This window comes from Curtobacterium citreum (assembly GCF_006715175.1).
GTDB classification, from domain to species: domain Bacteria; phylum Actinomycetota; class Actinomycetes; order Actinomycetales; family Microbacteriaceae; genus Curtobacterium; species Curtobacterium citreum.
Window position 1 is genome coordinate 1379487 of record NZ_VFMQ01000001.1, and the last position, 26605, is coordinate 1406091.

The 26605-nt window shown below is 71.8% G+C and carries 25 protein-coding genes and 1 tRNA gene; 20 read left to right on the forward strand and 6 right to left on the reverse strand.

The window, feature by feature from the left end; all coding sequences use genetic code 11:
* Nucleotides 1-9 precede the first annotated feature (9 nt).
* The 12 genes from FB462_RS06620 to FB462_RS06675 all read left to right on the forward strand — a co-directional run bounded on the left by FB462_RS06620 (nt 10) and on the right by FB462_RS06675 (nt 14044).
* On the forward strand, nt 10-1134 hold the full coding sequence (locus FB462_RS06620; RefSeq protein ID WP_141860846.1) for a prephenate dehydrogenase: 1125 nt from the start codon (nt 10-12) through the stop codon (nt 1132-1134).
* A 179-nt stretch (nt 1135-1313) separates the two neighbouring features.
* Nucleotides 1314-1997: a (d)CMP kinase gene (gene cmk, locus FB462_RS06625; RefSeq protein WP_229666851.1), complete on the forward strand. Its 684-nt coding sequence runs from the start codon at nt 1314-1316 to the stop codon at nt 1995-1997.
* Nucleotides 1998-2099: 102 nt separating this feature from the next.
* Nucleotides 2100-3623 (forward strand): ribosome biogenesis GTPase Der, encoded by a 1524-nt coding sequence (gene der / locus FB462_RS06630; protein WP_058743357.1) that lies wholly within the window; start codon nt 2100-2102, stop codon nt 3621-3623.
* A gap of 62 nt (nt 3624-3685) precedes the next feature.
* A complete protein-coding gene (locus FB462_RS06635; RefSeq protein ID WP_141860848.1) occupies nt 3686-4267 on the forward strand; it encodes a hypothetical protein in 582 nt (193 codons plus the stop codon).
* A 143-nt stretch (nt 4268-4410) separates the two neighbouring features.
* Complete coding sequence (locus tag FB462_RS06640; protein WP_229666830.1) at nt 4411-4941, forward strand: hypothetical protein; 531 nt, start codon at nt 4411-4413, stop codon at nt 4939-4941.
* Nucleotides 4942-4999: 58 nt separating this feature from the next.
* The gene (locus FB462_RS06645; protein WP_141860852.1) at nt 5000-9469 is read left to right on the forward strand and encodes an FtsK/SpoIIIE domain-containing protein; all 4470 of its coding nucleotides are present in this window, start codon (nt 5000-5002) and stop codon (nt 9467-9469) included.
* A 128-nt stretch (nt 9470-9597) separates the two neighbouring features.
* On the forward strand, nt 9598-9894 hold the full coding sequence (locus FB462_RS06650; protein WP_141860854.1) for a WXG100 family type VII secretion target: 297 nt from the start codon (nt 9598-9600) through the stop codon (nt 9892-9894).
* Between the two features lie 82 nt (nt 9895-9976).
* Nucleotides 9977-10528, forward strand: a complete 552-nt coding sequence (locus tag FB462_RS06655; protein ID WP_141860857.1) for a hypothetical protein — start codon at nt 9977-9979, stop codon at nt 10526-10528.
* On the forward strand, nt 10525-11379 hold the full coding sequence (locus FB462_RS06660; protein ID WP_141860859.1) for a hypothetical protein: 855 nt from the start codon (nt 10525-10527) through the stop codon (nt 11377-11379). The genes FB462_RS06655 and FB462_RS06660 overlap by 4 nt, the downstream gene beginning before the upstream one ends.
* Nucleotides 11372-12904: a lipase family protein gene (locus FB462_RS06665; RefSeq protein WP_141860861.1), complete on the forward strand. Its 1533-nt coding sequence runs from the start codon at nt 11372-11374 to the stop codon at nt 12902-12904. Before FB462_RS06660 ends, FB462_RS06665 begins: the two co-directional genes overlap by 8 nt.
* Before the next feature lie 95 nt (nt 12905-12999).
* Nucleotides 13000-13422: a hypothetical protein gene (locus FB462_RS06670; RefSeq protein ID WP_141860864.1), complete on the forward strand. Its 423-nt coding sequence runs from the start codon at nt 13000-13002 to the stop codon at nt 13420-13422.
* Nucleotides 13423-13570: 148 nt separating this feature from the next.
* Nucleotides 13571-14044: a hypothetical protein gene (locus tag FB462_RS06675; protein ID WP_141860866.1), complete on the forward strand. Its 474-nt coding sequence runs from the start codon at nt 13571-13573 to the stop codon at nt 14042-14044.
* Nucleotides 14045-14088: 44 nt separating this feature from the next.
* On the opposite strand, the gene FB462_RS06680 is transcribed toward FB462_RS06675, so the two are convergent.
* Nucleotides 14089-14940, reverse strand: coding sequence for a helix-turn-helix domain-containing protein (locus FB462_RS06680; protein ID WP_141860868.1), 852 nt, complete (start codon nt 14938-14940; stop codon nt 14089-14091).
* A gap of 101 nt (nt 14941-15041) precedes the next feature.
* Here FB462_RS06680 and FB462_RS06685 point away from each other — a divergent pair, with 101 nt between their 5' ends.
* The gene (locus tag FB462_RS06685) at nt 15042-15929 is read left to right on the forward strand and encodes an oxidoreductase (protein ID WP_141860870.1); all 888 of its coding nucleotides are present in this window, start codon (nt 15042-15044) and stop codon (nt 15927-15929) included.
* A 112-nt stretch (nt 15930-16041) separates the two neighbouring features.
* Complete coding sequence (locus FB462_RS06690; protein ID WP_141860872.1) at nt 16042-16911, forward strand: oxidoreductase; 870 nt, start codon at nt 16042-16044, stop codon at nt 16909-16911.
* A gap of 72 nt (nt 16912-16983) precedes the next feature.
* On the opposite strand, the gene FB462_RS06695 is transcribed toward FB462_RS06690, so the two are convergent.
* The 3 genes from FB462_RS06695 to FB462_RS06705 all read right to left on the reverse strand — a co-directional run bounded on the left by FB462_RS06695 (nt 16984) and on the right by FB462_RS06705 (nt 21502).
* A complete protein-coding gene (locus FB462_RS06695) occupies nt 16984-19116 on the reverse strand; it encodes a RecQ family ATP-dependent DNA helicase (protein WP_167510033.1) in 2133 nt (710 codons plus the stop codon).
* 77 nt (nt 19117-19193) lie between these two features.
* Complete coding sequence (locus tag FB462_RS06700) at nt 19194-20705, reverse strand: hypothetical protein (RefSeq protein WP_141860874.1); 1512 nt, start codon at nt 20703-20705, stop codon at nt 19194-19196.
* Nucleotides 20706-20761: 56 nt separating this feature from the next.
* Complete coding sequence (locus FB462_RS06705; protein ID WP_141860876.1) at nt 20762-21502, reverse strand: SGNH/GDSL hydrolase family protein; 741 nt, start codon at nt 21500-21502, stop codon at nt 20762-20764.
* Between the two features lie 127 nt (nt 21503-21629).
* On the opposite strand from FB462_RS06705, the gene FB462_RS06710 reads away from it, so the two are divergent.
* From FB462_RS06710 to FB462_RS06720, 3 genes are all read left to right on the forward strand, one after another.
* On the forward strand, nt 21630-22460 hold the full coding sequence (locus FB462_RS06710; RefSeq protein ID WP_141860879.1) for an endonuclease/exonuclease/phosphatase family protein: 831 nt from the start codon (nt 21630-21632) through the stop codon (nt 22458-22460).
* Nucleotides 22457-23038 (forward strand): DUF2238 domain-containing protein, encoded by a 582-nt coding sequence (locus tag FB462_RS06715; protein WP_141860881.1) that lies wholly within the window; start codon nt 22457-22459, stop codon nt 23036-23038. Before FB462_RS06710 ends, FB462_RS06715 begins: the two co-directional genes overlap by 4 nt.
* A gap of 168 nt (nt 23039-23206) precedes the next feature.
* Nucleotides 23207-23280, forward strand: a tRNA-Pro gene (locus FB462_RS06720).
* A gap of 164 nt (nt 23281-23444) precedes the next feature.
* On the opposite strand, the gene FB462_RS06725 is transcribed toward FB462_RS06720, so the two are convergent.
* Complete coding sequence (locus FB462_RS06725) at nt 23445-23849, reverse strand: DUF4259 domain-containing protein (protein ID WP_058741454.1); 405 nt, start codon at nt 23847-23849, stop codon at nt 23445-23447.
* Between the two features lie 86 nt (nt 23850-23935).
* Here FB462_RS06725 and FB462_RS06730 point away from each other — a divergent pair, with 86 nt between their 5' ends.
* Complete coding sequence (locus FB462_RS06730; protein WP_141860883.1) at nt 23936-24535, forward strand: DUF2625 family protein; 600 nt, start codon at nt 23936-23938, stop codon at nt 24533-24535.
* A gap of 149 nt (nt 24536-24684) precedes the next feature.
* Here the strand turns inward: FB462_RS06730 and FB462_RS06735 are convergent, their stop codons facing one another.
* The gene (locus tag FB462_RS06735; protein ID WP_141860885.1) at nt 24685-25128 is read right to left on the reverse strand and encodes a hypothetical protein; all 444 of its coding nucleotides are present in this window, start codon (nt 25126-25128) and stop codon (nt 24685-24687) included.
* Nucleotides 25129-25198: 70 nt separating this feature from the next.
* On the opposite strand from FB462_RS06735, the gene FB462_RS06740 reads away from it, so the two are divergent.
* A complete protein-coding gene (locus FB462_RS06740) occupies nt 25199-25561 on the forward strand; it encodes an ArsR/SmtB family transcription factor (RefSeq protein ID WP_141860887.1) in 363 nt (120 codons plus the stop codon).
* Nucleotides 25562-25728: 167 nt separating this feature from the next.
* The gene (locus FB462_RS06745; protein WP_373286853.1) at nt 25729-26595 is read left to right on the forward strand and encodes a cation diffusion facilitator family transporter; all 867 of its coding nucleotides are present in this window, start codon (nt 25729-25731) and stop codon (nt 26593-26595) included.
* The last annotated feature ends 10 nt before the right edge of the window (nt 26596-26605 follow it).

Below are 26605 nucleotides of genomic sequence, written 5' to 3' on the forward strand. Positions count from 1 at the left end.
GCTTGCCGGGTGACCGACGCCCCCGCACCGCTCGCCGAACCGGACATCGACCGGCGGCTCCGCGGACCCGTGCGCGTCGTCGGCGCCGGGCTCCTCGGGGCCTCGATCGGACTTGCGCTGCGCGAGAAGGGCGTCGACGTCGTCCTCGACGACGTGTCCCCGGCCGCCCTGGCGCTCGCCGTGGACTACGGCGCCGGTCGTCGTCCCGCCGACGGGGACGACCCGGAGCTCGTCGTCGTCGCGGTGCCGCCGGACGTCGTGGCCGCCGTCGTCGAGCGCGAGCTCGCGGCCTATCCGTGCGCGGTCGTCACCGACGTGGCGAGCGTGAAGACCGGGCCGCTCGACCGGCTCGTGGCGGCAGGGGCCGACGTCTCCCGCTACATCGGGTCGCACCCGATGGCGGGGCGGGAACGCTCCGGACCGACCGCTGCGCGCGCGGACCTGTTCGTCGGACGGCCGTGGGTGATCGCCGGCCACGACGCCATCACGTACCAGCGCGCCGCCGTGGTCGAGGACCTGGCGCTCGACGTCGGTGCCACGGTCGTGCCGATGGCGCCGGAGTCGCACGACCAGGCCGTCGCCTACGTCTCGCACGCCCCGCAGCTCGTCTCGACGCTCATGGCCGCGCGGCTGCAGGACGCACCGGAGGGCTCGCTCGACCTCGCCGGCGGCGGTGTCCGGGACGTCACGCGCATCGCGGCGAGCGACCCTGGACTCTGGGTGCAGATCATCGGCGCCAACGCGGCGCGCATCCGCCCGGTGCTCGCGGACCTCCGCGACGACCTGGACCGCGTGCTGCACGCCCTCGACGACCCGGACGGTACGGGGTCGCCGCGGACCATCGCCGAGACCATCGCCGCCGGCAACCGCGGGGTCGAGCGGCTCCCCGGCAAGCACGGCACCACCAGACGCTTCGCCCGGGTGGTCGTCCTGATCGACGACACCCCCGGACAGCTCGCCGCCCTCCTGACGTTCATCGGGGAGATCGGCATCAACCTCGAGGACATGCGCCTCGAGCACTCACCGGGCGCACCGATCGGCATCGTCGAGGTGTCGGTCGTCCCCGAGCAGGAACAGCGACTCGTCGACGAGCTCGACGGTCGCGGATGGAGGATCGCAGCAGCATGGGCCTGAACGACGAGACGACCCCGACCGTGCACGAGTCCGGTGTCACCGGCGGCCCGGACGGACCGGACACCGGCCTGCCGACGCCCGGCGACCCCAGCGGCCCCCTCGGCGGCGACGTCGCGGGCGGCCTCGACGGCCAGGGCGGCGGCGAGCCCGGTTCGACGAGCGCGCCGGTCCCCGCGGGGCTGCCCGAGGGCGCCTTCGTGGCGAAGACCGTGATCGCGGTGGACGGCCCCGCCGGCAGCGGCAAGTCGAGCGTCTCCCGCGCGGCGGCCCGCGTGCTCGGCTTCGGGTACCAGGACACCGGTGCCGCCTACCGCGCGCTCGCCTGGCACGCCCTGCAGCAGCAGGTCGACCTCGACGACGCCGCGGCGGTGCTCGCGAGCTGGGAGACGTTCGACTACGCGATCGGCACCGACCCCGACGACTACTTCGTGCGCGTCGGCGGCACCGACGTGACGGACGCGATCCGCACCCCGGAGGTCACCGCCGCGGTGGCGCACATCGCGAAGCTCCCGGAGGTCCGCCAGCGGCTCGTGCAGCTCTTCCGCCAGGTGATGCGGAAGGCCGACGGGCAGGGGATCATCACCGAGGGCCGGGACATCACCACGGTCGTCGCGCCCGACGCCGAGGTCCGGATCCTGCTGACGGCGGACGAGTCGGTTAGGATGGCTCGACGCTCGGCTGAGGTCACGACCCAGTCGGCCGCCGAGACCTCCGCCGCACTCGCTCGTCGCGACGCGGCGGACGCGAAGGTCGTCGACTTCATGAACGCCGCGGACGGCGTCACGACGCTCGACTCCACCGACCTCGACTTCGACCAGACCGTGCAGGCGGTCGTCGACCTGGCCCGCGCGGCCACGCACTGACGCACGACCGGACGGCTCCCGTCCGGTCCCCACAGCCGGGTGACCGGCCCGGCCGACACCGGCCACCGAACCCGCGGTTCCGGCCGCACGCGAGGAAACCACATGGCCCAGCAGGACAGCCACGACAACGACGACTTCCCGGAGTACGACGACGCCCTCGGGGAGCGACTCGCCGGACTCGACGACGCCGAGGCGGACCAGCGGGCGAACGCGCTCCGTGCCGGACTCGACGAGTACGAGCTGGACGACGAGGACGTCGCGCTCCTGGACGCCGGCGAACTCGGCGAGGACGGCGTCCACTACCTGCCGGCGTACCCGGTGCTCGCGATCGTCGGCCGCCCGAACGTCGGCAAGTCGGCGCTCGTGAACCGCATCATCGGTCGTCGCGAGGCCGTCGTGCAGGACGTCCCCGGTGTCACCCGCGACCGCGTCTCGTACAAGGCCGAGTGGAACGACAAGCGCTTCACCCTCGTCGACACCGGCGGGTGGGAGCCCGACGCCCGGGGCATCAACGCCTCGGTCGCGGCGCAGGCCGAGGTCGCGGTCGACCTCGCCGACGCCGTGCTGTTCGTCGTGGACGTCACCGTCGGCATCACCGCCACGGACGAGCACGTCGTCAAGATGCTCCGCGGCACCGACCGTCCGGTCATCGTCGTGGCGAACAAGGCCGACGACGACCGCCGCGACCTCGACGCCTTCGAGCTGTGGAACCTGGGCCTCGGCGAGCCGCACCCGGTCTCCGCGCTGCACGGCCGCGGCGTCGCGGACCTGATGGACCTGATCATCAAGACGCTGCCGGACACCTCGGCCGTCGCCAAGCAGGAGGTCGGCGGGCCCCGTCGCGTCGCGATCCTCGGCCGCCCGAACGTCGGCAAGAGCTCGCTGCTCAACAAGGCCGCGGGCGAGGAGCGCGTGGTCGTCAACGACCTCGCCGGGACCACGCGCGACCCGGTGGACGAGCAGATCGAGCTCGGCGGCAAGGTCTGGCGCTTCGTCGACACCGCCGGCATCCGGAAGCGCGTGCACCTGCAGCAGGGCGCCGACTTCTACGCGTCGCTCCGCACGACCGCCGCGCTCGAGAAGGCCGAGGTCGCCGTCGTGGTCCTCGACGTCACCGAGCCGATCTCGACGCAGGACCTGCGCATCATCGACCTGGTGCTCGAGTCCGGCCGCGCGCTCGTGCTCGCCTACAACAAGTGGGACCTGCTCGACGACGACCGTCGCCGCTACCTGGAGCGCGAGATCGAGCAGGACCTGGCGCACGTCGCCTGGGCGCCCCGCGTGAACATCTCGGCCCGCACCGGCCGGCACCTCGAGAAGCTCGTCCCGGCGCTCGAGACCGCGCTCGAGTCCTGGGACACCCGCATCCCGACCGGCAAGGTCAACGCCTTCATCGCCGAGCTCGTGCAGGAGCACCCGCACCCGGTCCGCGGTGGCAAGCAGCCGCGCATCCTGTTCGGGACGCAGGCGTCGAGCCAGCCGCCGACGTTCGTGCTGTTCACCTCGGCGTTCCTCGACCCGCAGTACCGCCGCTTCATCACGCGCCGGCTCCGCGAGGTCTGGGGCTTCGAGGGCACCCCGATCAACGTCAACATGCGCGTCCGCGAGCGGCGGAAGCGCTCCTAGCGGGGCTGCGGGGGCAGGGGGTGCGTCGGCGAGCAGGACGGGGACCGGGGACGGTCGCCGTCGTGCTCGCCGTCGTCGTGCTCGCGATCGTCGGGGTCGTCGCGAGCGGGGGCGTGTTCCTCGCGACCGGGTCCGAACGGGACGGCGGTCGGGTCAGCAGTGTGCGGCCGTGGTCCGATCCCCAGCCGTCCGCTGCGGCCACGCAGGACGTGCGCGTCGGCAACGCGCTCGGTGCGCCCGTGCCGCAGCAGTCTGCGGCACCGGTGCCGCGCGCCGTCCGGGACTGGGTGGTGCAGGCGCTGCCGCTCGAAGGTGACCTCGTGGCCGCTGCCGGCGGTGCGTCCGGTCGGGTCCGGGTCGGAGCGACCGCGAGCTCCGAGGTGACGATCGCGCTGCGTGACGTGGTCGTCGCTCCTGGACACCCGTCCGTGGTCGTGCTGCTCTCGCAACAGGTGCACGGCGACGGCCCGTCGCCGGGACACGTCGACATCGCCGACGCGCTGGTCGAGCTCCCCGCCGACGATGCGTCCGCCTCGATCGTGTTGTCGGACCTGTCCCGGATCCCGACGGACGTCCGGTCGGTCGTCGTGGCGGACGCCGCCAGTGGCGTCGTGCTGGGGCGCGCCGTCCTGCTCCCCGCCTGACGACCGCGGTGCTCGTGCCGCCCGGCGTGCTGGCCGTCGCGCGATCGGTCGTGCCGCATGTCGGCACGCCCGTCGTGCGGCCCGTCGGTGCGACCGGGAGGCACGGTGCGGGTCCGCCCCGCCGGATGCGGCACCATGGACTCGTGCGTCTCCCCGTCCTCGCCGACCGTCTGTGGTGTCGGCTGCAGCTGGACCGTCTCGCCGGCGGCCGTCAGGCCGGCTACGTCATCCGCGAGGACATGCTCGCGCACCCCGACACGGTCCGGTCCTTCCGGTGGATCCGCTGGCTGCTCGTCGCCGAGACCGTGGTCGGCCTGGCGGCGATCGTCGTGGCGGTGCTGCTGACCCGTGCGGGAGAGACGGTCCCGTGGGCGGTCTGGTTCCGAGCCACCGTCGTGCTCCTCATCACCCTGACGCTGTACGTGTTCGCCTGGCGGGCGCAGCTCGGCTACTACTGGGCGTACCAGCGGCTGCGGTTGTTCAGCCGGATCTTCCCCGTCGTGACGCTCGTCGTCGCGGCGATCCCGGGGCTGTACCCGTTCTGGATGGTGATCGAGCAGATCGTGTTCTCGCTGCTGATGATCGGCATCGGGGACGTGCTGACGAGCGACCACATGCGGGCGACGTTTCCGAAGCCGGCCGTGGCTGCGCGTCGGGAGCGCTCCACGGAGTGAGCGACGACGATGCCACGGTCGGACGGCAACCGTACGATGGTCGGCAGGGGGGTGGTGTGTGAAACTCAAGGTGACCATCGCGGGGCCGAGGGCGGACCGCGACGTCGTGGTGACGGCGGACGTGACGGCGACCATCGGCTCACTGGCCGATCGGCTCGCGCGCGGACGGACCGCCGCGGACGGTGTCCCGCTGACGCTGCGCGTGTGGTTCCCCGACCGACCGCAACCCCGCCTGCTCAACCCGTCGGCGACGGTGCACGAGTCGTCGCTCCGGTCCGGCTGCCGGGTCGAGGTCGTCGCGGCGACGGACCGACGTCGCGGCGACGACGTCGAAGATGCTCCCGCGGCGGTCGCCCGGGTGCTCTCCGGGCCGGACGCGGGCAACGAGTTCACCCTGTCCCAGGGGGTCAACCTCGTCGGCCGTGACGCCATGGCGCAGGTCTGGCTCGCGGGCGACGACCTGGTCTCTCGACGCCACGCCACGGTGACGGTCGGTGAGACCGTGGAGGTCGTCGACCTGAACTCCGCGAACGGGGTCGAGGTCGACGGTCGGCTCGTCTCCCGTTCGTTCGTCGATCCCGACACGACGGTCCGGGTCGGTGACACCACGCTGCGCATCCGACCGCTGCCCACCGCGCCGCCCGTGCCGGGGGGGAGTTCCGGCGCTCCCGCATCCGCGGCGACGGCGGTGGACTTCAGCCGCTCGCCCCGCGTCGAGCCGGCGCACCGCGGCCGCCAGTTCACCCTGCCCGAGATCCCGGTGCCGGGGGAGAAGCCCCGGTTGCCGATGATCGCGATCATCGCGCCGATCATCCTCGGGGCGGTCCTGTTCCTCGTCACGAAACAGCCGTACACACTGATCTTCATCGCGCTCTCGCCGGTCATCATGATCGGTACGTGGATCGACCAGCGCGTCCAGGCCCGGCGGCGTCGACGCGACGAACGCCAGCGCTTCGAGGATTCGCTCGCAGACTCGCGCCAACGACTCGCGGCGGCCCGTGCGGCAGAGATCGAAGCGCGGACGGCCGAGTCTCCGGCCTCGGCCGTCGTGACCGCGGCGATGCGCAACCGCTCGGCCCTGCTCTGGACCCGGAAGCCCGAGCACACCACCTTCCTCGAGGTCCGCTTCGGTTCCGGTACACAACCGTCGCGTTCCACCGTCACCCTGCCGTCGAAGAACTCCGGCAGCGTCGACGACTGGAACCGTGCCGAGGCGCTCGCCGACGAGTACGCCACGATCGGACCGGTACCCGTGGTCGAGACCTTCGAACGCGCCGGCGCGATCGGTGTCGCCGGCAGCGGGCTGGCGGCGGACGACGTCGCACGATCGCTCGTGGTGCAGCTCGCCGGGCTGCACAGCCCGGCAGACCTCGTGCTCACCGCGTTCGCCGGCGGCACCACCACCGACCAGTGGTCGTGGCTCAAGTGGCTGCCGCACGTCGACTCGCCGTACAGCCCGCTGCGCTCCTCGGGACTCGTGCACGACTTCGCCGGCGCATCCACGCTGCTGGCCGAGCTCGAGGGGCTCGTGGCGACCCGCCGTGCGGCCGGCTCGGGCCGCGGCGAGCAGGTCCGGTCGCGCATCGACGAGTCCCGCGCGCTGGACGAGGACCACGGCGAGTCGGTCGACCGGCTGCCCGCGACCCCGGCCGTCGTCGTGCTCGTCAGCGCCGAGGCGCCCGCCGACCGTGCCCGACTCGTCGCCCTGGCCGAGGAGGGACCCGACCTCAGCGTGCACGTCCTCTGGCTCGCCCCCACGCTGCAGGCGCTGCCCGTCGTGTGCCGCACGCACATCGTGCTCGACCGTGCGAGCGGGACCGCCACGGTCGGTTTCGTCCGGTCCGGACAGTCGGTCGTGCTCGACGAGCTCGATCGTGTGGACAGCATCGAGGCAGCGACCGTCGCCCGCGCGATCGCGCCGATCCAGGACTCCGGGGCACGGGTCCTCGACGAGACCGACCTGCCGCACAGCGTGGCGTTCGTCGACCTGTACGAGGGGGACGTCGCCGCTGACCCCGCCGCCATCGTCCAACGGTGGTCGAAGAATGACAGCTTGACCGGGGCATGGGTGCCCGGTTCCGGACGGGAGAGCGGTGGCGTGCGCGCCGTCGTGGGACAGGGTCCGAGCGAGCCGCTCGCCCTCGACCTGCGTGCCCACGGTCCGCACGCACTCGTCGGCGGGACCACGGGCTCCGGCAAGAGCGAGTTCCTGCAGACCTGGATCATGGGCATGGCGACGGAGTACGCGCCCGACCGGCTCACGTTCCTGCTCGTCGACTACAAGGGCGGTGCCGCGTTCGCCGAGTGCGTCGGCCTGCCGCACACCGTCGGCCTCGTCACCGACCTCAACCCGCACCTCGTCCGTCGCGCGCTCACCTCGCTGCGTGCCGAACTCCGGTACCGCGAGCGCCTACTGAACGACCGTGGCGCGAAGGACCTCGTCACACTCGAGCAGCGAGGTGATCCCGCGGCACCGCCCGTGCTCGTCATCGTGATCGACGAGTTCGCCGCGCTCGCCGCCGAGATCCCGGAGTTCATCGACGGCGTCATCGACGTCGCCCAGCGCGGTCGTTCGCTCGGTCTGCACCTCGTGATGGCGACCCAGCGCCCGAGCGGCGTCATCAAGGACTCCCTGCGGGCGAACACGAACCTGCGCATCGCGCTCCGCGTCGCAGACCCGGTCGACAGCGAGGACGTCCTCGGGGTGGCCGACGCTGCCTTCTTCGACCCGGGCACCCCCGGCCGCGCGGCGGCGAAGATCGGTCCGGGTCGGGTGCTGGATTTCCAGACCGCCTACCTCGGCGGCCGCTCCGACGACGTCGTGCACGAGCCGGACGTCGACGTGCAGGACTTCCCGTTCGGACCGGGCAGCACCTGGCCGAGCCCACCACGGGCACCGCGCGACTCGGCCCGGGCCCGGGACATCGAGCGGCTCGCCGCCACGATCGTCCGCGCCGCCGACCAGCAGGCACTCGACGTGCCGCGGAAGCCGTGGCTCGACCAGCTGCCGGACGCGGTCGGCCTGGAGGCCCTGCCCACCTCCGACGGATCGGCCCTCGTCATCGGGACAGTCGACCTGCCCGAGTCGCAGCAGCAGACCCCGTTCCGTCTCGACCTCGACGCAGTCGGCAACGTGGCCGTGCTCGGCGCCGGAGGCGCCGGCAAGTCGGCGGCGCTCCGCGCCGTCGCGGTCGCCGCCTCCGCGGCGGCAGACCGGTTCCCGGTCCGCATCACCGGACTCGACCTGGGCGGCGGCGGCCTCCGCATGCTCGAAGCGCTGCCCACGGTGGGCACCGTCATCAGCGGGCCGGACGACGAACTGATCACGCGCCTCCTGGCCGACCTCGAGTCGACCGTCGCCGACCGCGCCGCACGGTTCGCGGCGGCTCGGGCGTCGACCCTCAGCGAGTACCGCGAGGTGACCGGCACCGCCGAGCCGCGCGTCCTCGTCCTGGTCGACGGCATGGGCGCGTTCCGGAACGAGTACGAGTTCCGGCTCGGGACACAGCCCGTCTTCGACCAGCTCGTCGCGATCGCGGCGACCGGTCGCGCGCTGGGCGTGCACGTGGTGATGAGCGCGGACCGCATCGCGGCGTTCCCGTCGAACCTGCAGGCCGCGATCGGGGAGCGCATCGTGCTCCGACTCGCGACCGAGATGGAGTACCACGCGGCCGACGTACCGGCGGACGTGCTCGAGGACGCTGTGCCCGGCCGAGGACTCGTCGACGAGCACGAGGTGCAGCTCGGGGTGGTCGGAGGCAGCAGCGACCTCGTCGCGCAGGCCGCGGCGGTCGAGGCGCTGGCGGCCGACCTGCTGCGTCGTGGGGTCGCGGAGGCCCCGCCGATCCGCCGTCTGCCCGAGGACGTCGATCGCGCCGCGCTGCCGGTCGCCGTGGCCGGGCGACCGACGATCGGGCTCGCGGACGACACCCTCGGCCCGGTCGGCGTCCCGACGGACGGTCTTTTCGTGGTCACCGGACCCTTCGGCTCCGGGCGGTCCACGACGATGCGGACCGTCCTGCGCTCCGTGCGCGCGGCCTGGCCGGACCGTCCCGCGCACTTGGTGGTCGGACGACGGTCCGCGCTGCGCGACGCCACCGACTGGGCCTCGGCGGCACGGGACGCTACCGACGCCGAGGCCATCGCATCGCAGCTGGCGACCGTGTTGGAGAGCGGCCTGGGTGCCGGACCGGACCCGGTGATCGTGATCGAGAACGTCGGCGACTTCGAGGGGCTCCCGGCCGAGAGCCAGGTGGCGAGGCTGATCAAGGCCGCCCGCCGAGCCGGGGTGTTCGTGCTCGCCGAGGCCGACACGGTGACGGCGCCGAACGCATGGCAGCTCTTCGCCGAGCTCAAGACCGCTCGCGCCGGGATCGCCTTGCAACCGGAGGAGACCGACGGGCTGACGCTCTTCCGGACAGCGTTCCCTCGGGTGACCAGGGCCGACTTCCCCGTGGGCCGCGGGATCATGGTCGATTCCGGGAGGCTCACGCGGGTGCAGGTCGCCCGGGATCCCGAGTCCTCCTGATCGGGGACCCACTCGTCCCCCTCGAACGGGGGCGTGGACATCGCATGGGTGATTGGTCCCGAACCGGTGTTACGGTGGTCGCGATTGCCGGAGGGGCTGGCGGTCAGACCACCGCGAAGGGGTGCTACGTGGCCAACATCAACGTCTCCTACCAGGAGCTCAACAGCAACGCCGACCGTCTGCTCGCAGGGCGTGACGAGATCAACTCGACCCTGTCGAAGCTGCAGGTGCAGATCGCTTCACTGACGCAGGCCGGGTTCCAGACGGACCGTTCCTCCGGTGCGTACAACGAGGCCTACAACCGCTTCACGAGCGGCGCGCAGAACACCATCGGCGGCCTGAATGACCTTGCGCAGTTCCTTCGCACGACCGCCCAGACGCTGGGCGACGTCGACCAGCAGCTCGCGTCGCGACTCGGACGCTGATCGGGTCGACCGGAACAGGGATGGCCGGCGCTGCAGGCGCCGGCCGTCTCCTTCGTGGGGGGGGTAGGGCATGTACGGGGAGATGACACAGCTGCGGGCGAAGGCCCGTGCGCTGCGAGACGACGCCGACGGGTTGCGCTCACGGGCGAGCGCGCTGGTGTCGCAGGCCGACGGTCTGTCGTCGGCGGGGAAGGCGGCCGACGCCGTACGCCGTCGGGTCCAGGAGTCCGGCGCTGAGCTCGGCAAGAAGGCGCAGCTGCTCGACGAGGCAGCGAACGCCCTCGATGCGCACGCGAAGACCGTCGACGCCGTGAAGGCTCAGATCGCCGAGGCCGAGCGCGTCGCACGCGACCTGTGGAACCAGGCGGCGCACCTGGCGGCGAACGTCGTGAACGCCGTCAAGGACGTCGCGTCGAACGCCGTCAACGGGTTGATGCAGGTGATCGGCGCCGCGGGCTCGGGTGAGCCCGACCACGTCCGCGTCTCCGTGCATGAGCTCGGCGGGCAACAGGTGTCTGACGGCCAGGTCGCGAGTGCCAAGTCGTTCATCGCGCAGGTGCCGTCCCCGCCGCCGTCCGGTTCGAAGGACTGGATCGACGTGCGCGCTGCCGCGATCCGGAACGGTGTCGGATGAGCGGGGCACCGGCCATCGACGTCATCGACTGGGACCTGACGGTCGACGAGCTCCGCAGCGTCCGCGAGCACCTGCCCGGGCTCGTCCTGCCGTCCTTCGTGCCCTCGGGTGCGCCGGAGCAGCAGTCCACGGAAGCGCTGGTCGAGCGTGGGGTGCTCACACGCGGGCCCGACGCCGGTGCCGAGACGTGGACGGACGACCTCGATGCGCCGTTCCTGCTGTCACTCGCGCTGCAGAACGCCGGTTCGATCGTCATTCAGGTGACCGCATGGGACGCCGAGGCGACGTTGGCGCATTCGACCGTCCTCGGTGGCGACGCTGCCTCGCACCTCACCGTGCGGAGCCAGCGGACCGGTGACAGCAGTAGTGCGCACCTGCGCGGCTCCGTGCTCAACCAGGCGTGGTCGGCGCTCGTCGGTCTGATCCCCTCCCTCGAGGTGACAGATCCGGTCCGGGGCTCGACCACCGTCAGCACCGTGGCGTCCCAGGCGCTGGTCGACGCCATCCAGCGCGGCGATGCCCGGGTACTCGATGCCGTGGTGGCAGAACTGCACGTCCCTTCCGACGCGGTGGGACTTTTCCGGGGGCTGGCTGAGCCCGTGCAGCACGGCTTCCGTGTGAAGGCCTTCACCGCGGACCGTGGCCCGGTCTTCATCGCCGACTGGTTCGGCACCCGTCGCGGATGGCTCCGGATGAGCATCGGCCTCGGCTCGGATGCGCCCGGCTCGGAGGTCACACCCGATCGCATCATCGATGCCGGCACGGTCACCGTGTCCGCCCAGACGGACGAGGAGATCCGCACGGATCTCCTCGGTCTCGTCGCTGGACTCATCAAGGACCGAGATGTCTGACGGGATCAAGGTCGACTACGCGGAGATCGATCGCCTGACCACCGGGATCACCGCGCTCAACACCTTCGCCGGGCCGCTCGTGCCGAAGGTCGGGGCGCTCTCCATCGACGGGGACCTCCTCGCGTCGGCGATCCTCTCACCCGGCACTGCACTGGCCGCCGAGGGCGCCGTGATCAATGCGTCGGCGCAGCTGAGTGTGACGATCGTCTCCACGAAGGCGCTCGTCATCATCACGGCGTCGATCTCCAAGGTCTACGAGGCGGCCGAAGCAGGTCTCGCCGCAGCGCTCGCAGGCCTGAGCGTCGGAGTTCACGAGGCATTTGCCTTCGGCGTTCAGGTCGCAGTCAATGCAACCCTGGTGACCGAGACCGTCGTCTACACCACCGTCGCGTTGTCGTTCTTGGCCAAGGACGCCGTCGAAAGCGGCGTCGCCGCGGATGTTCTAGGGATCGCTGGACACTCGATCGCGCAAGCGTTCGCGGCGTCTGCGGGCCAGCAGGGGACGTTGACGGATCGTTTGAGCGTCTTCGTGAAGGAGACCGCGCGCAACTTCGGCGAAAACTTCATGGCCGAGCTGCCGAAGATGAGCCCGAAGCTCGTTTCGATGGAAGAGGCTTGGCTGGGGGACCTTCGCGGGAGTGGGACCTATGACGGGCTACTTGCGACTCTCATCGCGGGCGGACAACGACTGGGGAGCTTCCAGGACGGGAAGCACACCTTTCTCGAAGGTCTGATCAGTCCTGAAGAGCGGACCAAGCGGTCCGAAGACGCCGTGTTCGCATCGGAAAGTGCTCTCGACACGACATTGAAGACAGACGCGGACGGCAACATCATTCCGACAGACCTTCAGTCGCTTCTTGCGAGTGCCGGTCAGATCGACGCCGTCGGGCAGCAGGACTTCGGAGACATCAGGATCACGAAGGTTGTTGGCCCGGACGGGATCGAGCGGTACACAGTGCAGATCCCGAGTACTCAGAGTTGGGATCCTGTTGCAGGGAGGGCGCCGAACGATCTGACCTCCGATGTACATGCGATGCGCTACGGCAGCAACACCGCGCTGGCAGAAGCGGTAAAGGATGCGATGCGCCGAGAAGGAATCGTCGATCAGCCAGTGATGCTGGTCGGGTTCAGCCTCGGGGGCATCACCGCCGGGGCGATCGCGGCTGATCCTGATGGCTTCAACGTGCAGCAAGTCGTGACAGCGGGTTCCCCCGTCGGTGCCATGCGGATTCCGGACACCACGCACGTTACTTCGTTCGAGTCCACCAGCGATCCGGTCGCGGCCCTTGACGGTACGCTCAATCCCGCCCGTCCCTCCTGGCAGACGATCCGCGGGGATGCGCCAATCAAAGCAGATGAGGACATACCGATGGCTTCCGTAGTCGACGCGCATGATGCAAACCGGTACGCGGTCATGGCTCAACAGCAGGGACGGGTGAACGCATCGGATGACATTGCCAAGTTCCTCGGAACGGATGGGACGAAGGTGTCGATGAACGACTGGGAAGCGTGGCGCATCCCGTGACGGTGTTGAGCAGGTTGACGATCGTGACGGCCGGGGTCCTGATTCTCGTGGGATGTGCTGGCTGCAGTACGCCCCAGCTCGGAGAGGAACCGAACGTGTCGCAGACTTCAGCTCCGACATCCTCTGGGCAGACGCTCGCGGAAGCTCGTGCGCAGCTGCAGGAGCGCAGCGGGCTAACAGACACGTCGATCACTGTCAACGAGACGATGTCAGGTTTCCAGGAACATCGTCGGCTGTGGCTTGAAGCGTCGACGACGAGCACCTCGGAGGACGAGCAGCGAACCCTCGTGGAGTACATGTTCGCTCTCGGTTGGTCTGTCAATGATGTCGATGCCGATCAAGGCGTCAGCGTCCGTGTTCACACGCAGCCCCAGGTGACGATCGGCGCGCTCTTGAAGGATTGGGAAGGACTGCAGTACCGGTCGACCTCCGATTCCTTCCGGGAGTTGGTGGTTGCTTCTCGAAAGGTCCTCGAGCGTCAACTCGGGCAGTGGCCGGGAGCAGTACCGTCCCGATGACGTCGAGATCCGATGGGGCGTCACTCCGGAAAACGGTGATGCATCCAGCGAGAACGTCTCGACGGCAGACAGGAGTCGAGGCCGACGGTTGAGATCAGAGGGGGCCGCGGTGAAGACGGTCCGGAGGACGGCGTGGACGCTCATCGCAGTGCTGGCACTCATGGCGTCGTCCGGCTGTGGTCGGACAGGAACCGTGCCGTGGGACCGTTCGTCGAGCAGACCGAGCAGCTCCACCGGTCAGTCGCTCGAACAAGCGCAGGAACGATTGGCATCGATCGACGGTCTGACCGACGCGTCGATCACACAGGGGGACACGTTGTCGGGGCTGAACAAGCGCCACGAGGTATCCATCGAAGGATCGGTGCACGACAGCGCAGCCGTTCCCGGGATCATCGAGCGCGTGGCCCGGCTCGGTTGGTCAGTCGGCGACGTCGAGCCTGACACAGGAGTGTTCATCCGTCTCCGGACGAAGCCGCAGCTGGTGATCGGGGAGGTCGCCGAGCAGCAGGGCTGGTCGGGGAGCGCCTACGCCACTTCGACGGAGGAGCTGAAGGAGCTCGTCTTGATCCCGAGCGATGCGCTCGAGGATCACTTCGGGCGGTGGCCAGGAGGATCTCGCTGATGTCGTTCGTCTTCGTGCAGCTTCGTGGGGCTGACGCGGTCCCGCTACTCGACCCCGTCGCCCGGGCCGGTGTGACTGGCAGCCAGACTGCCGAGCAGCGCCAGGGCGTGCGCCGACGCCGACCCCGGTTCGGCGTGGTGCACGACGAGCAGCTGTCCGTCCGTCCCACCGACGCCGAGCTTCTCGCGTCGGAGCTCGAGGTCGCCGACCTCGGGGTGCCACATCCGCACCGCGGCCCCGCTCGGCGCGCGGACGTCGTGTCGCGCCCAGAGCCGCCGGAACGCCTCGCTGCCGAGCGAGAGCTCCCCGACGAGCCGCACCACCGAGGGATCGTCGACGTCCGGGCCGATCGAGGCCCGGAAGGCCGCGACCATCCCGGCCATCTGCCGCTCCCAGTCGGGGTACCGCGCAGTCGCCGCCGGGTCGAGGAACATCGTGCGCAGCCGGTTCTCGCCCGCGCGGATCCCCGGGTCGAGTTCGGTCGCGAGGGCGTTCGCGGCGAGGACGTCGAAGGCGCGGTCCTCGACGAACGCCGGGAGGCCGACGACCTCGAGGAACTGCAGCGTCCCCGTCGGGACCCGGCCCCGGCCCAGGGTCGACCGCTGCGCGCGGGCGGTCGGACGGACGCAGGCGAGGGCGAGCAGGTACGCGGTCGCCGCATCGTCGAGCCCGAACACGCTTGCCACGGCCTCGAGCACCTGGGGCGACGGGTTCCGGTCGCGCCCCTGCTCGAGTCGCAGGTAGTAGTCGGCGCTGATCCCGGCGAGCGTCGCGACCTCCTCCCGGCGGAGCCCCGGTGTCCGACGCGGGCCGGTCACGCGGATGCCGACGTCCTCCGGGCGGACGAGTTCGCGTCGAGCCCGGAGGTACTCGCCGAGGCGCCGGTCGTCGGTCATGCCTCGATCGTACGAGCGTCGCCGGTGGTGATCCTGGTCCCCGTGGTCCCAGGGTCGACGCGGACCTGGGCAGCGCGGTGCGCACCGACGAGGGTGGAGACATGACGAACGACACGCTCCCCGGTGGCAGCTACCGACTCGCAGACGACCTCGACCTGACCCGCCTCGGCTACGGCGCGATGCAGCTCGCGGGTCCCGGGGTCTTCGGACCGCCCGCCGACCACGACGAGGCGGTCCGGGTCCTCCGCACGGTCGTCGACCTCGGCATCACGCACATCGACACGTCGGACTTCTACGGCCCGCACGTGACCAACGAACTCATCCGCGAGGCGCTGTCGCCCTACCCGGAGGACCTGCGGATCGTGACGAAGGTGGGTGCCCGGCGTGACGAGCAGGGCGGCTGGCCGCACGCCCGGTCCCCGCAGGAACTCGTCGAGCAGGTGCACGACAACCTGCGGCACCTGGGCGTCGACCGGCTCGACGTCGTCAACCTGCGCATGGGCGGATTCGACGCCCCCGAGCCCGGTTCGATCGCACCGCAGGTCGAGGCGCTCGCGGCGCTCCAGCAGCAGGGGCTGATCCGGCACGTCGGGCTGTCGACCGTCGACGCCGACCAACTCGCCGAGGCGCAGGCGATCACGCCGATCGTCTGCGTCCAGAACATGTACAACGTCGCCCGGCGCGAGGACGACGCCCTCGTGGACCTGACGGCGGCGAAGGGCATCGCGTACGTGCCCTACTTCCCGCTCGGCGGGTTCACGCCGTTGCAGTCGGGTGCCCTCGACGCCGTGGCCTCGCGGCTCGGGGTGTCCCGCCTGACCGTCGCCCTGTCGTGGCTGCTGCAGCGCTCGCCGAACATCCTGCTCATCCCGGGGACGTCCTCGGTCGCACACCTGCGGGACAACGTCGCCTCCGCCGGTTTCGTGCTGCCCGAGGACGCCGTGGCCGAGCTCGACGCCATCGGTTCGGCACCGGACCCGACTGCGTGACCGGACGACCGTGCGGGGACGGCTGCCACACTCGGCACCCGTCCGCGCACGGACGGTCGGGGAAGCGGCTGGCGCGCGGGCAGGACCGGGGAGCGAGGAGCATCGTCGAGGCATGACGAACGACACGCTCCCCGGCGGCACGTACGACCTCGGCGACCTCGAGGTCACCCGGTTCGGGTACGGCGCCATGCAGCTCGCCGGACCGCAGGTGTTCGGGCCGCCGGCCGACCGGGACGAGGCCGTGCGCGTGCTCCGCACGGCGGTCGAGCTCGGCATCACCCACATCGACACGGCGGACTTCTACGGCCCGCACGTCACGAACGAGATCATCCGCGAAGCACTGCACCCGTACGCGGACGACCTGCACATCGTGACGAAGGTCGGGTCGCGGCGGAACGCGAAGGGGCAGTGGCCGCCGGCGCGGAAGCCCGAGCAGCTGGTCGAGGACGTGCACGCGAACCTCGAGCGGCTCGGGCTCGAGCAGCTCGACGTCGTGAACCTCCGGGTGGGCGGGTTCGACGCCCCGGAGGCCGGGAGCATCGCTCCGCAGTTCGAAGCGCTCGCAGAACTCCGCCGGCAGGGGCTGATCCGGCACCTCGGCCTGTCGACCGTCACCGCCGCGCAGCTCCTCGAGGCGCTCCGGATCGCGCCCGTCGTCTGCGTGCAGAACATGTACAACGTGGCGCAGCGGGCGGACGACGACCTGGTCGACCTGACCGCGGCTGAGGGGATCGCCTTCGTGCCCTACTTCCCGCTCGGCGGCTTCTCGCCGATCCAGTCCGGCGCGCTCGACGCCGTCGCCGAGCGTCTGGGGGAGTCGCAGCTGTCGGTGGCGCTCGCGTGGCTGCTGCAGCGCTCGCCGAACATCCTGCTGATCCCCGGGACGTCGTCGGTGGAGCACCTCCGCGCGAACGTCGCCGGCGCAGGCATCACCCTGCCGTCGGACGCACTCGCCGAACTCGACGCGATCGCCGCAGCCTGACCGCCAGAGCCCGACTGCCAGAGCCCGACCGCCGGAGCCCGACCGGCCGAGCCCGGCCGACCGAGCCCGGTGTCAGGCGACCGTGGCGAGCGCGAACGGCAGCACGGCGTCCGCCCCCGCCCGCCGGAGCTCCCGCCCCGCGACCGTCACCGTCCACCGGCTGTCCACCAGGTCGTCCACGAGAAGCACCGGCCCCTCGTGCGCCTGCAGCGCCGCCGCGAGCTCGGGGTCGACCACGAAGGTGTCCCAGACCCCGGCCAACCGGTACGCGCTGTTCGTCGCACCGTCCCCGCGCGGCTCGCCCCCGCTCCGCCCGAGCGTGCCGAGGAACCGCAGGCGACCGATCGTCGACAGCGCCTGCGCGAGCGACGCCACGAGCTCCGGCCGCGACCGCGACGACATCGCGACCACACCGGTCGGCCGCTCGGCCCACGGCCAGTCCTTGAGCGCCCGGACGCACCCGTCGACGAGCGCCTTCGACACGGGCCCGTCCGGTGTCGACGGCGCGAAGAGCGTGCGCAGGGGGCCGCCCCACCCGAGGTCCGTCAGCCGGGCGATGGCCCGACCCGGCTCCACGAGGTCGCCTGCTGGGATCCGCCCCTTCACCGGGACGCCGAGCGCCGACATGCCCGACGGCCACTGGGCGCGCGGTGTGACCTCGACCCCGACCCGGTCGAGGGCGGCGGCAGCACCGGAGGTGTCGGAGTCCGAGACCGCGGTCGGGTACCAGACGCCGGCGCAGTTGTCGCACCGACCGCACGGCTCGGCCGACGGGTCGTCGAGGTCCTGCTGCAGCAGCTGCATCCGGCACGCCGTGGTCGACTCGTACGCGAGCATCGAGGACGCCTCCGCTGCACGGGCGGCCGCGACGCGCTCGTACCGGGCGGCGTCGTACTGCCACGGCTCGCCGGTGGACACCCAGCCCCCGGCGACGCGGCGGACGGCTCCGTCGACGTCGAGCACCTTGAGCAGGAGTTCGAGCGTGGACCGCTTGACGTCGACCAGCCCCTCGAGCGCGACGGTGGACATCGCGGTGTCGGTGGACAGGGCGTCGAGCACCGCGGCGGCGCGGGACTCGGTCGGCATGGACGCGCTGGCGAAGTACTGCCAGATCTCCTGGTCCTCGCGCCCGGGCAGGAGCAGGACGTCGGCGTTGTCGGTCGCACGTCCAGCGCGACCGATCTGCTGGTAGTACGCCACGGGGGAGGACGGCGCCCCGACGTGCACGACGAACCCGAGGTCCGGCTTGTCGAAGCCCATCCCGAGGGCGCTGGTCGCGACGAGGGCCTTGAGCTCGTTGGCCTTGAGCTGCTGCTCGAGCTGCTCGCGCTCCTCGTTGTCGGTGCGCCCCGTGTACGCACGGACGGCGTACCCGTTCTCGCGCAGGAGCCGCGCGATGTCCTCGGCCCCGGAGACCGTGAGCGTGTAGACGATCCCGCTCCCGGGCAGCTCGGCGAGGTGCGCGAGCAACCACCCGAGCCGCTGTCGGGCGTCCGGCAGCGTCAGGACCCCGAGCCGGAGCGACGCACGGGCGAGCGACCCTCGGATGGTGAACACCGGGTCGGCAGGACCCGCGGTGAGCTGCTCGGCGACGTCCTCGACCACGCGCTCGTTCGCGGTGGCGGTCGTGGCGAGGACGGGCACCCCGTGCGGCAGCGACCGGATGAGCTCCGCGAGCCGTCGGTAGTCCGGCCGGAAGTCGTGGCCCCAGTCCGAGATGCAGTGCGCCTCGTCCACCACGAGCATCCCCATCCGCGCCACGAGTGTCGGGAGCTGCTCGTCGCGGAACCGCGGGTTGTTGAGCCGCTCCGGCGACACGAGGAGCACGTCGACCTCGTCCCGGGCGAGGGCGGCCTGCGTGTCCGCCCACTCGTGCGCGTTCGCGGAGTTGATCGACACCGCGCGCACCCCGGCCCGGGCGGCCGCGGCGACCTGGTCGCGCATGAGCGCCAGCAGGGGCGACACGAGCACGGTCGGCCCACCGCCCCGCCGCCGGAGCAGCAGCGTGGCGAGGAAGTACACGGCGGACTTGCCCCACCCGGTGCGCTGTACGACGAGCGCACGCTGCCGGTGCTCGACCAGGGCCGAGATCGCCTCGAGCTGGCCGGGGTGGAAGTCCGCGTCCGGCCGGCCGGTCAGGGCGACGAGGGCCTCCTGTGCCTCGGCGGCGATCGCGGCGGACGGCTGCGCGGTGGTCGTGTCCATGCCCCCATGCTGTCAGCACCGACCGACGGAACCGGCCCCGATCCTCCCGGCTGTGGACAACCCGGCGACGCGACCCGCTACTGGTAGGTGATGAGCGACGGCGTCGGCGTCACGTCCGCCATCGTCTGCTCCGGGGTGAGCATGGGCGTGTCCTCGTCGATGAAGTTCTTCCAGCCCCAGTGCACCCCCGCCGGCGCGTCCTGGTGGAGCGCCTTCCACGTCGCCTGCTTGTCCGGCTGCGACCCCTGCCCGTCGACGTGCACGAGCAGGTCGAGCTCGGGGTGAAGGGTCAGCGACGCCCGGTCCTGGATCATCGACAGCCGGAACTGGTGCAGGACCAGGGCCTTCGGCGGCAGGTCGTGCTGGCGGACGAGTCCGGCGAGCCACGACGACACCCGGTCGACCTCGTCCGCCGAGACGCTCCCGATCTGCCGGAGCGGCACCTGGTCCGGCCCGAGCCGCCACTCCGGGTCGAGCGCGAGCCACACGTTCGGCTCCCGCAGCAACGACTCGTACCGCTTCGCCTGCGACAGGAAGTCCGAGCGCCCGGGCTGCAGGTCGAGCACCACGGGCATCCCCGCCCGCCGCGCGGCGTCGACGTACGGTTGCAGCGTCGCGACCGGGAGCTCGCGCGAGTAGTCCCCGTCCGCGCCGGGGTCGCCGGCCGCGACGGTCGCGATGACCTCGAGCGCGGGCGAGACCGGCTCGTCGCCGAGGCCGTCGTACGACGCCGCGAGCTGCTCCGCCCGCTGCACCGTCGCCGTCGGGTCCTGCTCACCGAGGACCCCGAGCACCGGCGCGCCCGGTGCCCCGTACAGCGCCGTCCAGCGGTGCCCGTCGAACGGCCGCTGCCCGCCGTGCGGCAGTTGCCAACCACCCTGCGCGGCCCGCACCGTCCACCCCGGGTCCGACAAAGCGCGGAACGTCGCACCGGCGAACACCGTCGGGTGCCCCGCGCGCTCGTGCAGCGTCGACACGACGTCCGGCGCCGCCGCGGGGTCGGTCACCCCCGCGGGCAGCACGACCACGTGCGCGCCGGCCGCCTCCGCCGTCGCCACGGCGGGCGCGTCCGACCGGCGGTCCGCCACGACGACGGTCGCCGGACGGGAGGCACGCCCCACCGCCGCAGCGTCGCCCGCGTCCGGTGCGTCCCGCTCCGGCACGTCGGTGTCGACCGACACGTCGCCCTCGGCCTGGTACCAGTCCGCGCCGAGCCGCTCGAGCTCCGCGGCGACGGCCGCGTCGCCCCGCGAGGAGCCGTCGTCCTCCGCAGCCGAACCCTTCGAGGACGGCGCCACCAGCAGCGGCACGTTCGCCCGACGGGCGGCGCTCGTCGCCGTGGCGACCGCACGCTCGTCGCCCGCGGGCGCCACGACCGCGCCCCGTGCGTGCGCGAAGAGGGCGCGGCTCACCTGGACGGACCGGGTCGTGGGGTCATCGGACGCCGCGACCCGCACGGCGTCGGCGGCGGGACGGGTCAGCTCGGTCGCCGTCCGGTCTGCTGCGTCCGCCGTGCACCCGGCGGCACCGAGCAGGAGCCCGGAGACGACGAGTGCGAGCAGGGGACGGAGGGGACGACCGGAACGCATCGGGCCACCCTAACGGGGGCCACGCGCGCGACCTGGACGTCCGGTCAGCGCTCGGTTCAGAGGTGGAAGCCGGCGCGCTCCAGGTCGGCGAGGAACGCCGCCGCGAGCTGCTGCTGCCCGGCGACCGTCGGGTGCTCGCTGTCGTCCTGCAGCCAGTCGGCGTGCCCGGCGATCGGCTGGCCGACGTCGATGTACGTCCCACCGACGGTCGCGAGCGCCTGCTGCAGGTCGGTGCTGCTCTGCGCCACCTCGTCCGGGACGTCGCCCGGCTGGTCCCACAGCGTGCTGAACCCGACGATCTTCGCGTCGGGCAGCGCCTGGTGCAGCTGCGTCACGGTCTGCATCGTGGCCGTCGCGAGGGCGGTCGGGTCCTCGCCGAGGTCGTTGTCCGACGACTGGATCACCACGAGCTCGGGCTTCGCGGACACGGCGCCCTGGATCAGCCCCGCATAGTCCGTTCCGCAGTCGCCGACGGAGATGAACCCGGCGCCGCTGCACGAGTCGTTCGCCACGACCGCGCCGGTCTGCTCGCCGATGAGGGACGGCCATGCGTCCGCGGAGTCGTCGAGCCCGTAGCCGGCCATGATCGAGTCGCCGATCGTCACGACGTCGCTGTCCACCGTGAAGGACGGCGGGGTCGGCGTGGGCGACGCGCTCGGGGTCGGGCTGGCGGAGGCGGTGGCGCGGGCGGCGGAGGCGACGGACTCGTGTCCCACGGCGGCGTGCCAACCGAGGACGCCGACGCCGGCGACGACCGCGACGAGCGCAGCGGCGAGGAGCGGACGGGTCGAGGGCATGCGTTCGACTGTAGGTCGCCGGAGCGGTCGCTGTCCGGTCTCTGTGCCGACTGCTGGACGCTTCATGGCTGGGGCATGGGGAGCGCGACCTGGGAAGCCGACAGGTGTCGTCTCGTAGACAGGGTGCATGCAGGCCCCGCCGGACGACCAGCCCACCATCGGACCGGTCCCGGCTCCCGCCGTGCACTGCATGACGCTGAACCTGCGGCGGCGCGTCCTGCGACCGCCGACCCACCCGGACGCGTGGGAGCGGCGCCGGGACGCCGTGGTCGCGCTCGTCACCTCCGAAGCGCCCACCGTCCTGGCCGTCCAGGAGGCGCTGCCCACGCAGACCGCGGACCTCACGTCGCGTCTCGGGTCGCGTTGGGAACCCGTCGTCGTCGGCCGCGGCGCGCGCGGGGGCGGCGAGGCCGTCGGCCTGCTGCTCGATCAGGAGCGGGTCCGGGTCGTCGAGCGGCGCACCTGGGCGCTCTCCCGCACGCCGTCGCGACCCGGGTCGCGTTCGTGGGCGACCGCGTTCCCGCGGCACGCCGTCGGTGCGGTCCTCGAGGACCGCACGACCGGCACCGTGTTCCTCGCCGTCGCGACGCACCTCGACGTCGCGTCCCCGTGGGCGCGCCTGCGGCAGGCGGAGCTCCTCGGCCGGATCGTTCGCCAGCGTGGCCTGCCGGCCGTCGTGATGGCGGACTGGAACTGCCCTGCGGGCTCCGGGCCGTGGCGAGCCCTGGCGGAGGCGGGGGTCGTCGACAGCGTGCCCCGTGCCTCCCGGCTGGTCGGCGAGGAGTGGGGGACGTACCCGCACTACCGGAGTCCGCGTGTCGGGGGCCGGCGCATCGACGGGGTGCTCGTGACCGAGGACGCCGTCGTCGAGCGGGCAGCCGTGTCCGTGCGCAGGCCCGGCGGGGTCTGGCCGTCCGACCACGCGGCCGTGCACGCCGTCGTGCGGTGGGCGTCGTGATCGCGACGCTCGGACCGACGTTCCTGCGGCCGCGCTTCACCGTCGCCGACGTGGTGCGGCTCGCGACGCTCGTCAGCGTGCCGGTCGCCGCCGTCGGGTGGGGGAGCACCTCGTTCGCGGTGATGGCCCTCGCGCTGTTCGGCGTCGTCGTGCCGCGCGCACTCGGGCTGCGGCCCGCGTTCGACCTGGCCGTCTGCCTGCTCGTGCTGCTCGCGGGGTGGTCGAGCGCGCTCGAGTGGTACACGTCGGTGTTCCTGTGGGACAAGGTCGTGCACGTCGTGCTGACCGGGCTCCTGGCGGCGCTGCTCGCGGTGATCGCCGCCGACCTGCAGCTCGTGCCGCACGCCCCGGATGCGGGCCGGGTGGCCGTGGCGCTCCTGGTGTTCTGCGCGGGGCTCGCGATCGGGGCCGTGTGGGAGATGTGCGAGTGGCTCGGGCACAACTACGTCGACTCGGCGATCTTCGTCGGCTACGACGACACGATCGGGGACCTGGCGGCGGACGGGCTCGGCGGGCTGCTCGTCGGGTTCGCGCTGCCGTGGCTGGCGGCGTCGCGGGAGGTCGTCCGGCGGCGGTGACGGTGGGGTGCCGTGGGTGGTGGGCCTCGGCGGGACGCGTGGTGGGCTTCGGTGCGACGCGCCGTGGCGCGGAGGGGGTCCGGCGTCCGCTATGCTTGACGGGCTGCTCGCGCTCCGGTCGGACGCGGCGGTGGGTCCCACTCGGGGGTCCGGGTCCGTCAGGACTCACGGGCTGTGGCGCAGCTTGGTAGCGCACTTGACTGGGGGTCAAGGGGTCGCAGGTTCAAATCCTGTCAGCCCGACCGAGAAGCCCCGACGGAACGCAGGTTCCGTCGGGGCTTTCGTCGTGTGCGCTGCGGCCGCGGCCCCCGAGTCCTTCGTTGTTCGCAGGAAGATGTGGTTCGGTTCCGTCTCCTCCGTGGAGCCGACCACGCGACCGCGGTGGCTCGCTCGTTCGGCTGCGCCGTCAGCGCTTCGTGAGGTTCGCGACCAGGCGGTCGATCGAGTCCCGCCACTCGGTCGTCCCGGTCTCGGCCCACAGCTCGGCGAGTTCGCCGTCGGGGTGCGCGGCGATCGCCACTGCACGGAGCGCCCGGTCCGCGAGACGGCGGCTCGGTCTGCGTGCGCGGCCGACGAAGTCCTGGATGTCCTCGGTGTACGCGTCGGTCTGCGACGGTCGACCGAGTCCGTGCGCGACGACCTCTGCCGCAGCCACGGCGACGGCGGCGTCGTCACTGTCGAGTCCTTCTCCGGCTCGCTCTGCTCGGGCGAGGGCCCGCTTGACGACCGTCCACCGCTGCTGACCGTCGAGTTCCGCGACGAAGTCGGCCGCGTCGTCGTTCCCGACCGGTTCTGCGCTCCACGTCCCCACGGGCCCAGCGTAGGACGACAACCGTGCAGAGGGGCCATCCGGGCCGAGGGTCACCGCTCCGCGCGGGTCGTGGGACGATCGCTCCCATGACGAACGCTGCACAGGACGCGTGGCCGGAACTGACCGACATGCTCGCTGCTGCACCGACGGCACAGGTCCTGCCGGGCGGGTCGAGCGAGGACCTCGACTCCCTCGGTCTCACGGAGCGGTCGTTCCTCGGCGCGCTGGTGGCGCACACCGGCGGTGTCACTGTGGACCACGGCTGGCTCCGGCTGCTCGGCGGACCAGGTTCAGGCCTCGCGTCCGTCGTCGACGCCAACGACCGGTCCTCCGGGTTCTGCGTCGTCGCGTTCGACGTCCTCGGTGGGGTGTTCGCACTCGACGGCGGTGCGCTCGGCGCAGGTGACGGCAGCGTGCACTACTTCGCGCCGGACAGCCTCGAGTGGGAGGACCTCGAGATCCCGCACAGCCAGTTCCTGGCGGCGATGCTCTCCGATGCGATCGGCCAGTTCTCCGAGCCGTTCCGGTGGAACGGGTGGCGCGAGGAGGTCGCTGCACTCACGCTGGACCGCGGCATGTCGCTGTACCCGCCGCTGTTCACGGCGGAGGGCAAGGACCCAGAGCGCAGCAGTCGACGGGACGTGCCCATGACGGAGCTCGTCGGCGATCGCTGGCCCGTTGGCTGAGCCGAGGGCGCGTCGGCTCATGGCCGGAGGTGCTCGTGTGGAGCGAGCTGCCCGAGCGGCCGACCACAGGGCGGACGGGAGGCACGGTGCCAGCTGGCACCGCGCCTCCCGTCCGCCCTGTGCCGTCGCTGGCCGAGGCCGACGCGGTGTCACCCAGCCGTGAGCGCCTCGCCGTCGAACACGCAGATCACCACGCCGAAGATGGTCGCGAGGAGCGCCGGGAGCAGGCCGAGCGCACCGATGCACAGGGCGACCCACCCGACGCGGTGCCCCGCCACCCAGCCCCGGACGACGCCTCGGTACCCGAGGCCGATGACGACGAGCGCGCTCGGCAGCGCCGTGATGCCGATGAGCCCGACGAGGAACTCTGCTCGCGCGACCGGTACGGGAGGGTCGTCCAGCGGATGCCGCGGCACCGCGGTGCTGGCGAGGTCCGCCGCAGACACACTGTTCGCGACCGACAGCGCGAGTGCCATCGCTGCTGACCAGACCAGCACGAGGGCCAGCGCGAACCAGCCGGCGGACGTCCGTCCCGCCCCGGCCGGACCGCTCGCCTGCATCGGGTCGCGCTGGTGCCACAGGTGATCGGTCACGCCGCGAGGATACGGGCTCGCCTCCGGGGCCTCCGGCTCCAGAGCGGTCACCATTGTGTACTATCTGCGTGTGCACGTAGACAAGCAACCCTGCGGATTGAGCCCGGAGTCCGAGTACGTCGAGCTCGCCGCCGAGGTGTTCGCGATGCTCGCCGACGCCACCCGCGTGAAGATCATCCTCGCGCTGCGCGGCGCCGGGGAGCTGTCCGTCACCCGGTTGGCCGAGGTCGTCGACAAGAGCGCCGCCGGGGTGTCGCAGCACCTGGCCAAGCTCCGTCTCGCGCGGATGGTGTCCACACGTCGCGACGGGACCACGGTCTACTACCGCCTGACCGACGAGCACGCATCGGAGCTGGTGGTCGACGCCGTGAAGCAGGCCGAGCACGTCGTCGGGTCCGCGCACCACCACCGTGGAGAGCGGGGGAGCGCATGAGCGGGCACGACCGCACGGTGGCCCACGCCGGACACGACCACGATCACGATCACGACCACGACCACGGTGGGGACGGCCACTCGCATCCGCACGGCGGGGTGAAGGGGTTCCTCCACGACCTGTTCGTCCCGCACGCGCACGACTCCGCGGACTCGATCGACGACGCGATGGAGGCCAGCACCGCCGGCGTCCGCGCCCTGAAGACCAGCCTGTTCGTCCTCCTCGCCACCACGGTCCTGCAGGCGGTGATCGTCGCGTTCACCGGATCGATCGCGCTGCTCGCCGACACGATCCACAACTTCGCCGACGCCCTGACCGCGGTGCCGCTGTGGATCGCGTTCGTCGTCGGCCGGCGGGCCGCGAACCGCCGCTACACCTACGGCTACGGCCGCGCGGAAGACCTCGCGGGCATGTTCATCGTGTTCGTCGTCGCTCTCTCTGCCGTCGTCGCAGGGTGGCAGGCCATCGACCGGTTCATCACCCCGCGACCGATCGAGAACCCGTGGCTGCTCGTCGCCGCCGGTCTCATCGGCTTCGCCGGCAACGAAGCGGTCGCGATCTACCGCATCCGCGTCGGCCGGAAGATCGGCTCAGCCGCTCTGGTCGCCGACGGGGTGCACGCTCGTCTCGACGGGTTCACGTCACTGTCGGTCGTCCTCGGCGCGATCGGCGTGCTCCTCGGGTTCCCGATCGCCGACCCGATCATCGGCCTGCTCATCGCCGTCTCGATCATGGTGCTCCTCTGGGGGACCGTGAAGTCGATCGGTGCCCGGCTCATGGACGCCATCGATCCCGCGCTCCTCGGCAGGGCAGAGCACGCGCTGGAGCACACTCCCGGTGTCGAAGCCGTCCGGGACATCAGGCTGCGCTGGGTCGGGCACCGGCTCACCGGGTCCGCCACCGTCGAGGTCACGGCGTCCTCCCTGCACGACGCCGAGCACATCGCGGAGCACGCTGCCGAACACGTGCACGAGGTGATGGGCAACGTCGACGAGTTCACCGTCACGCCCGCCGTCCACGTGCAGCACCGGTGACCATGATCTG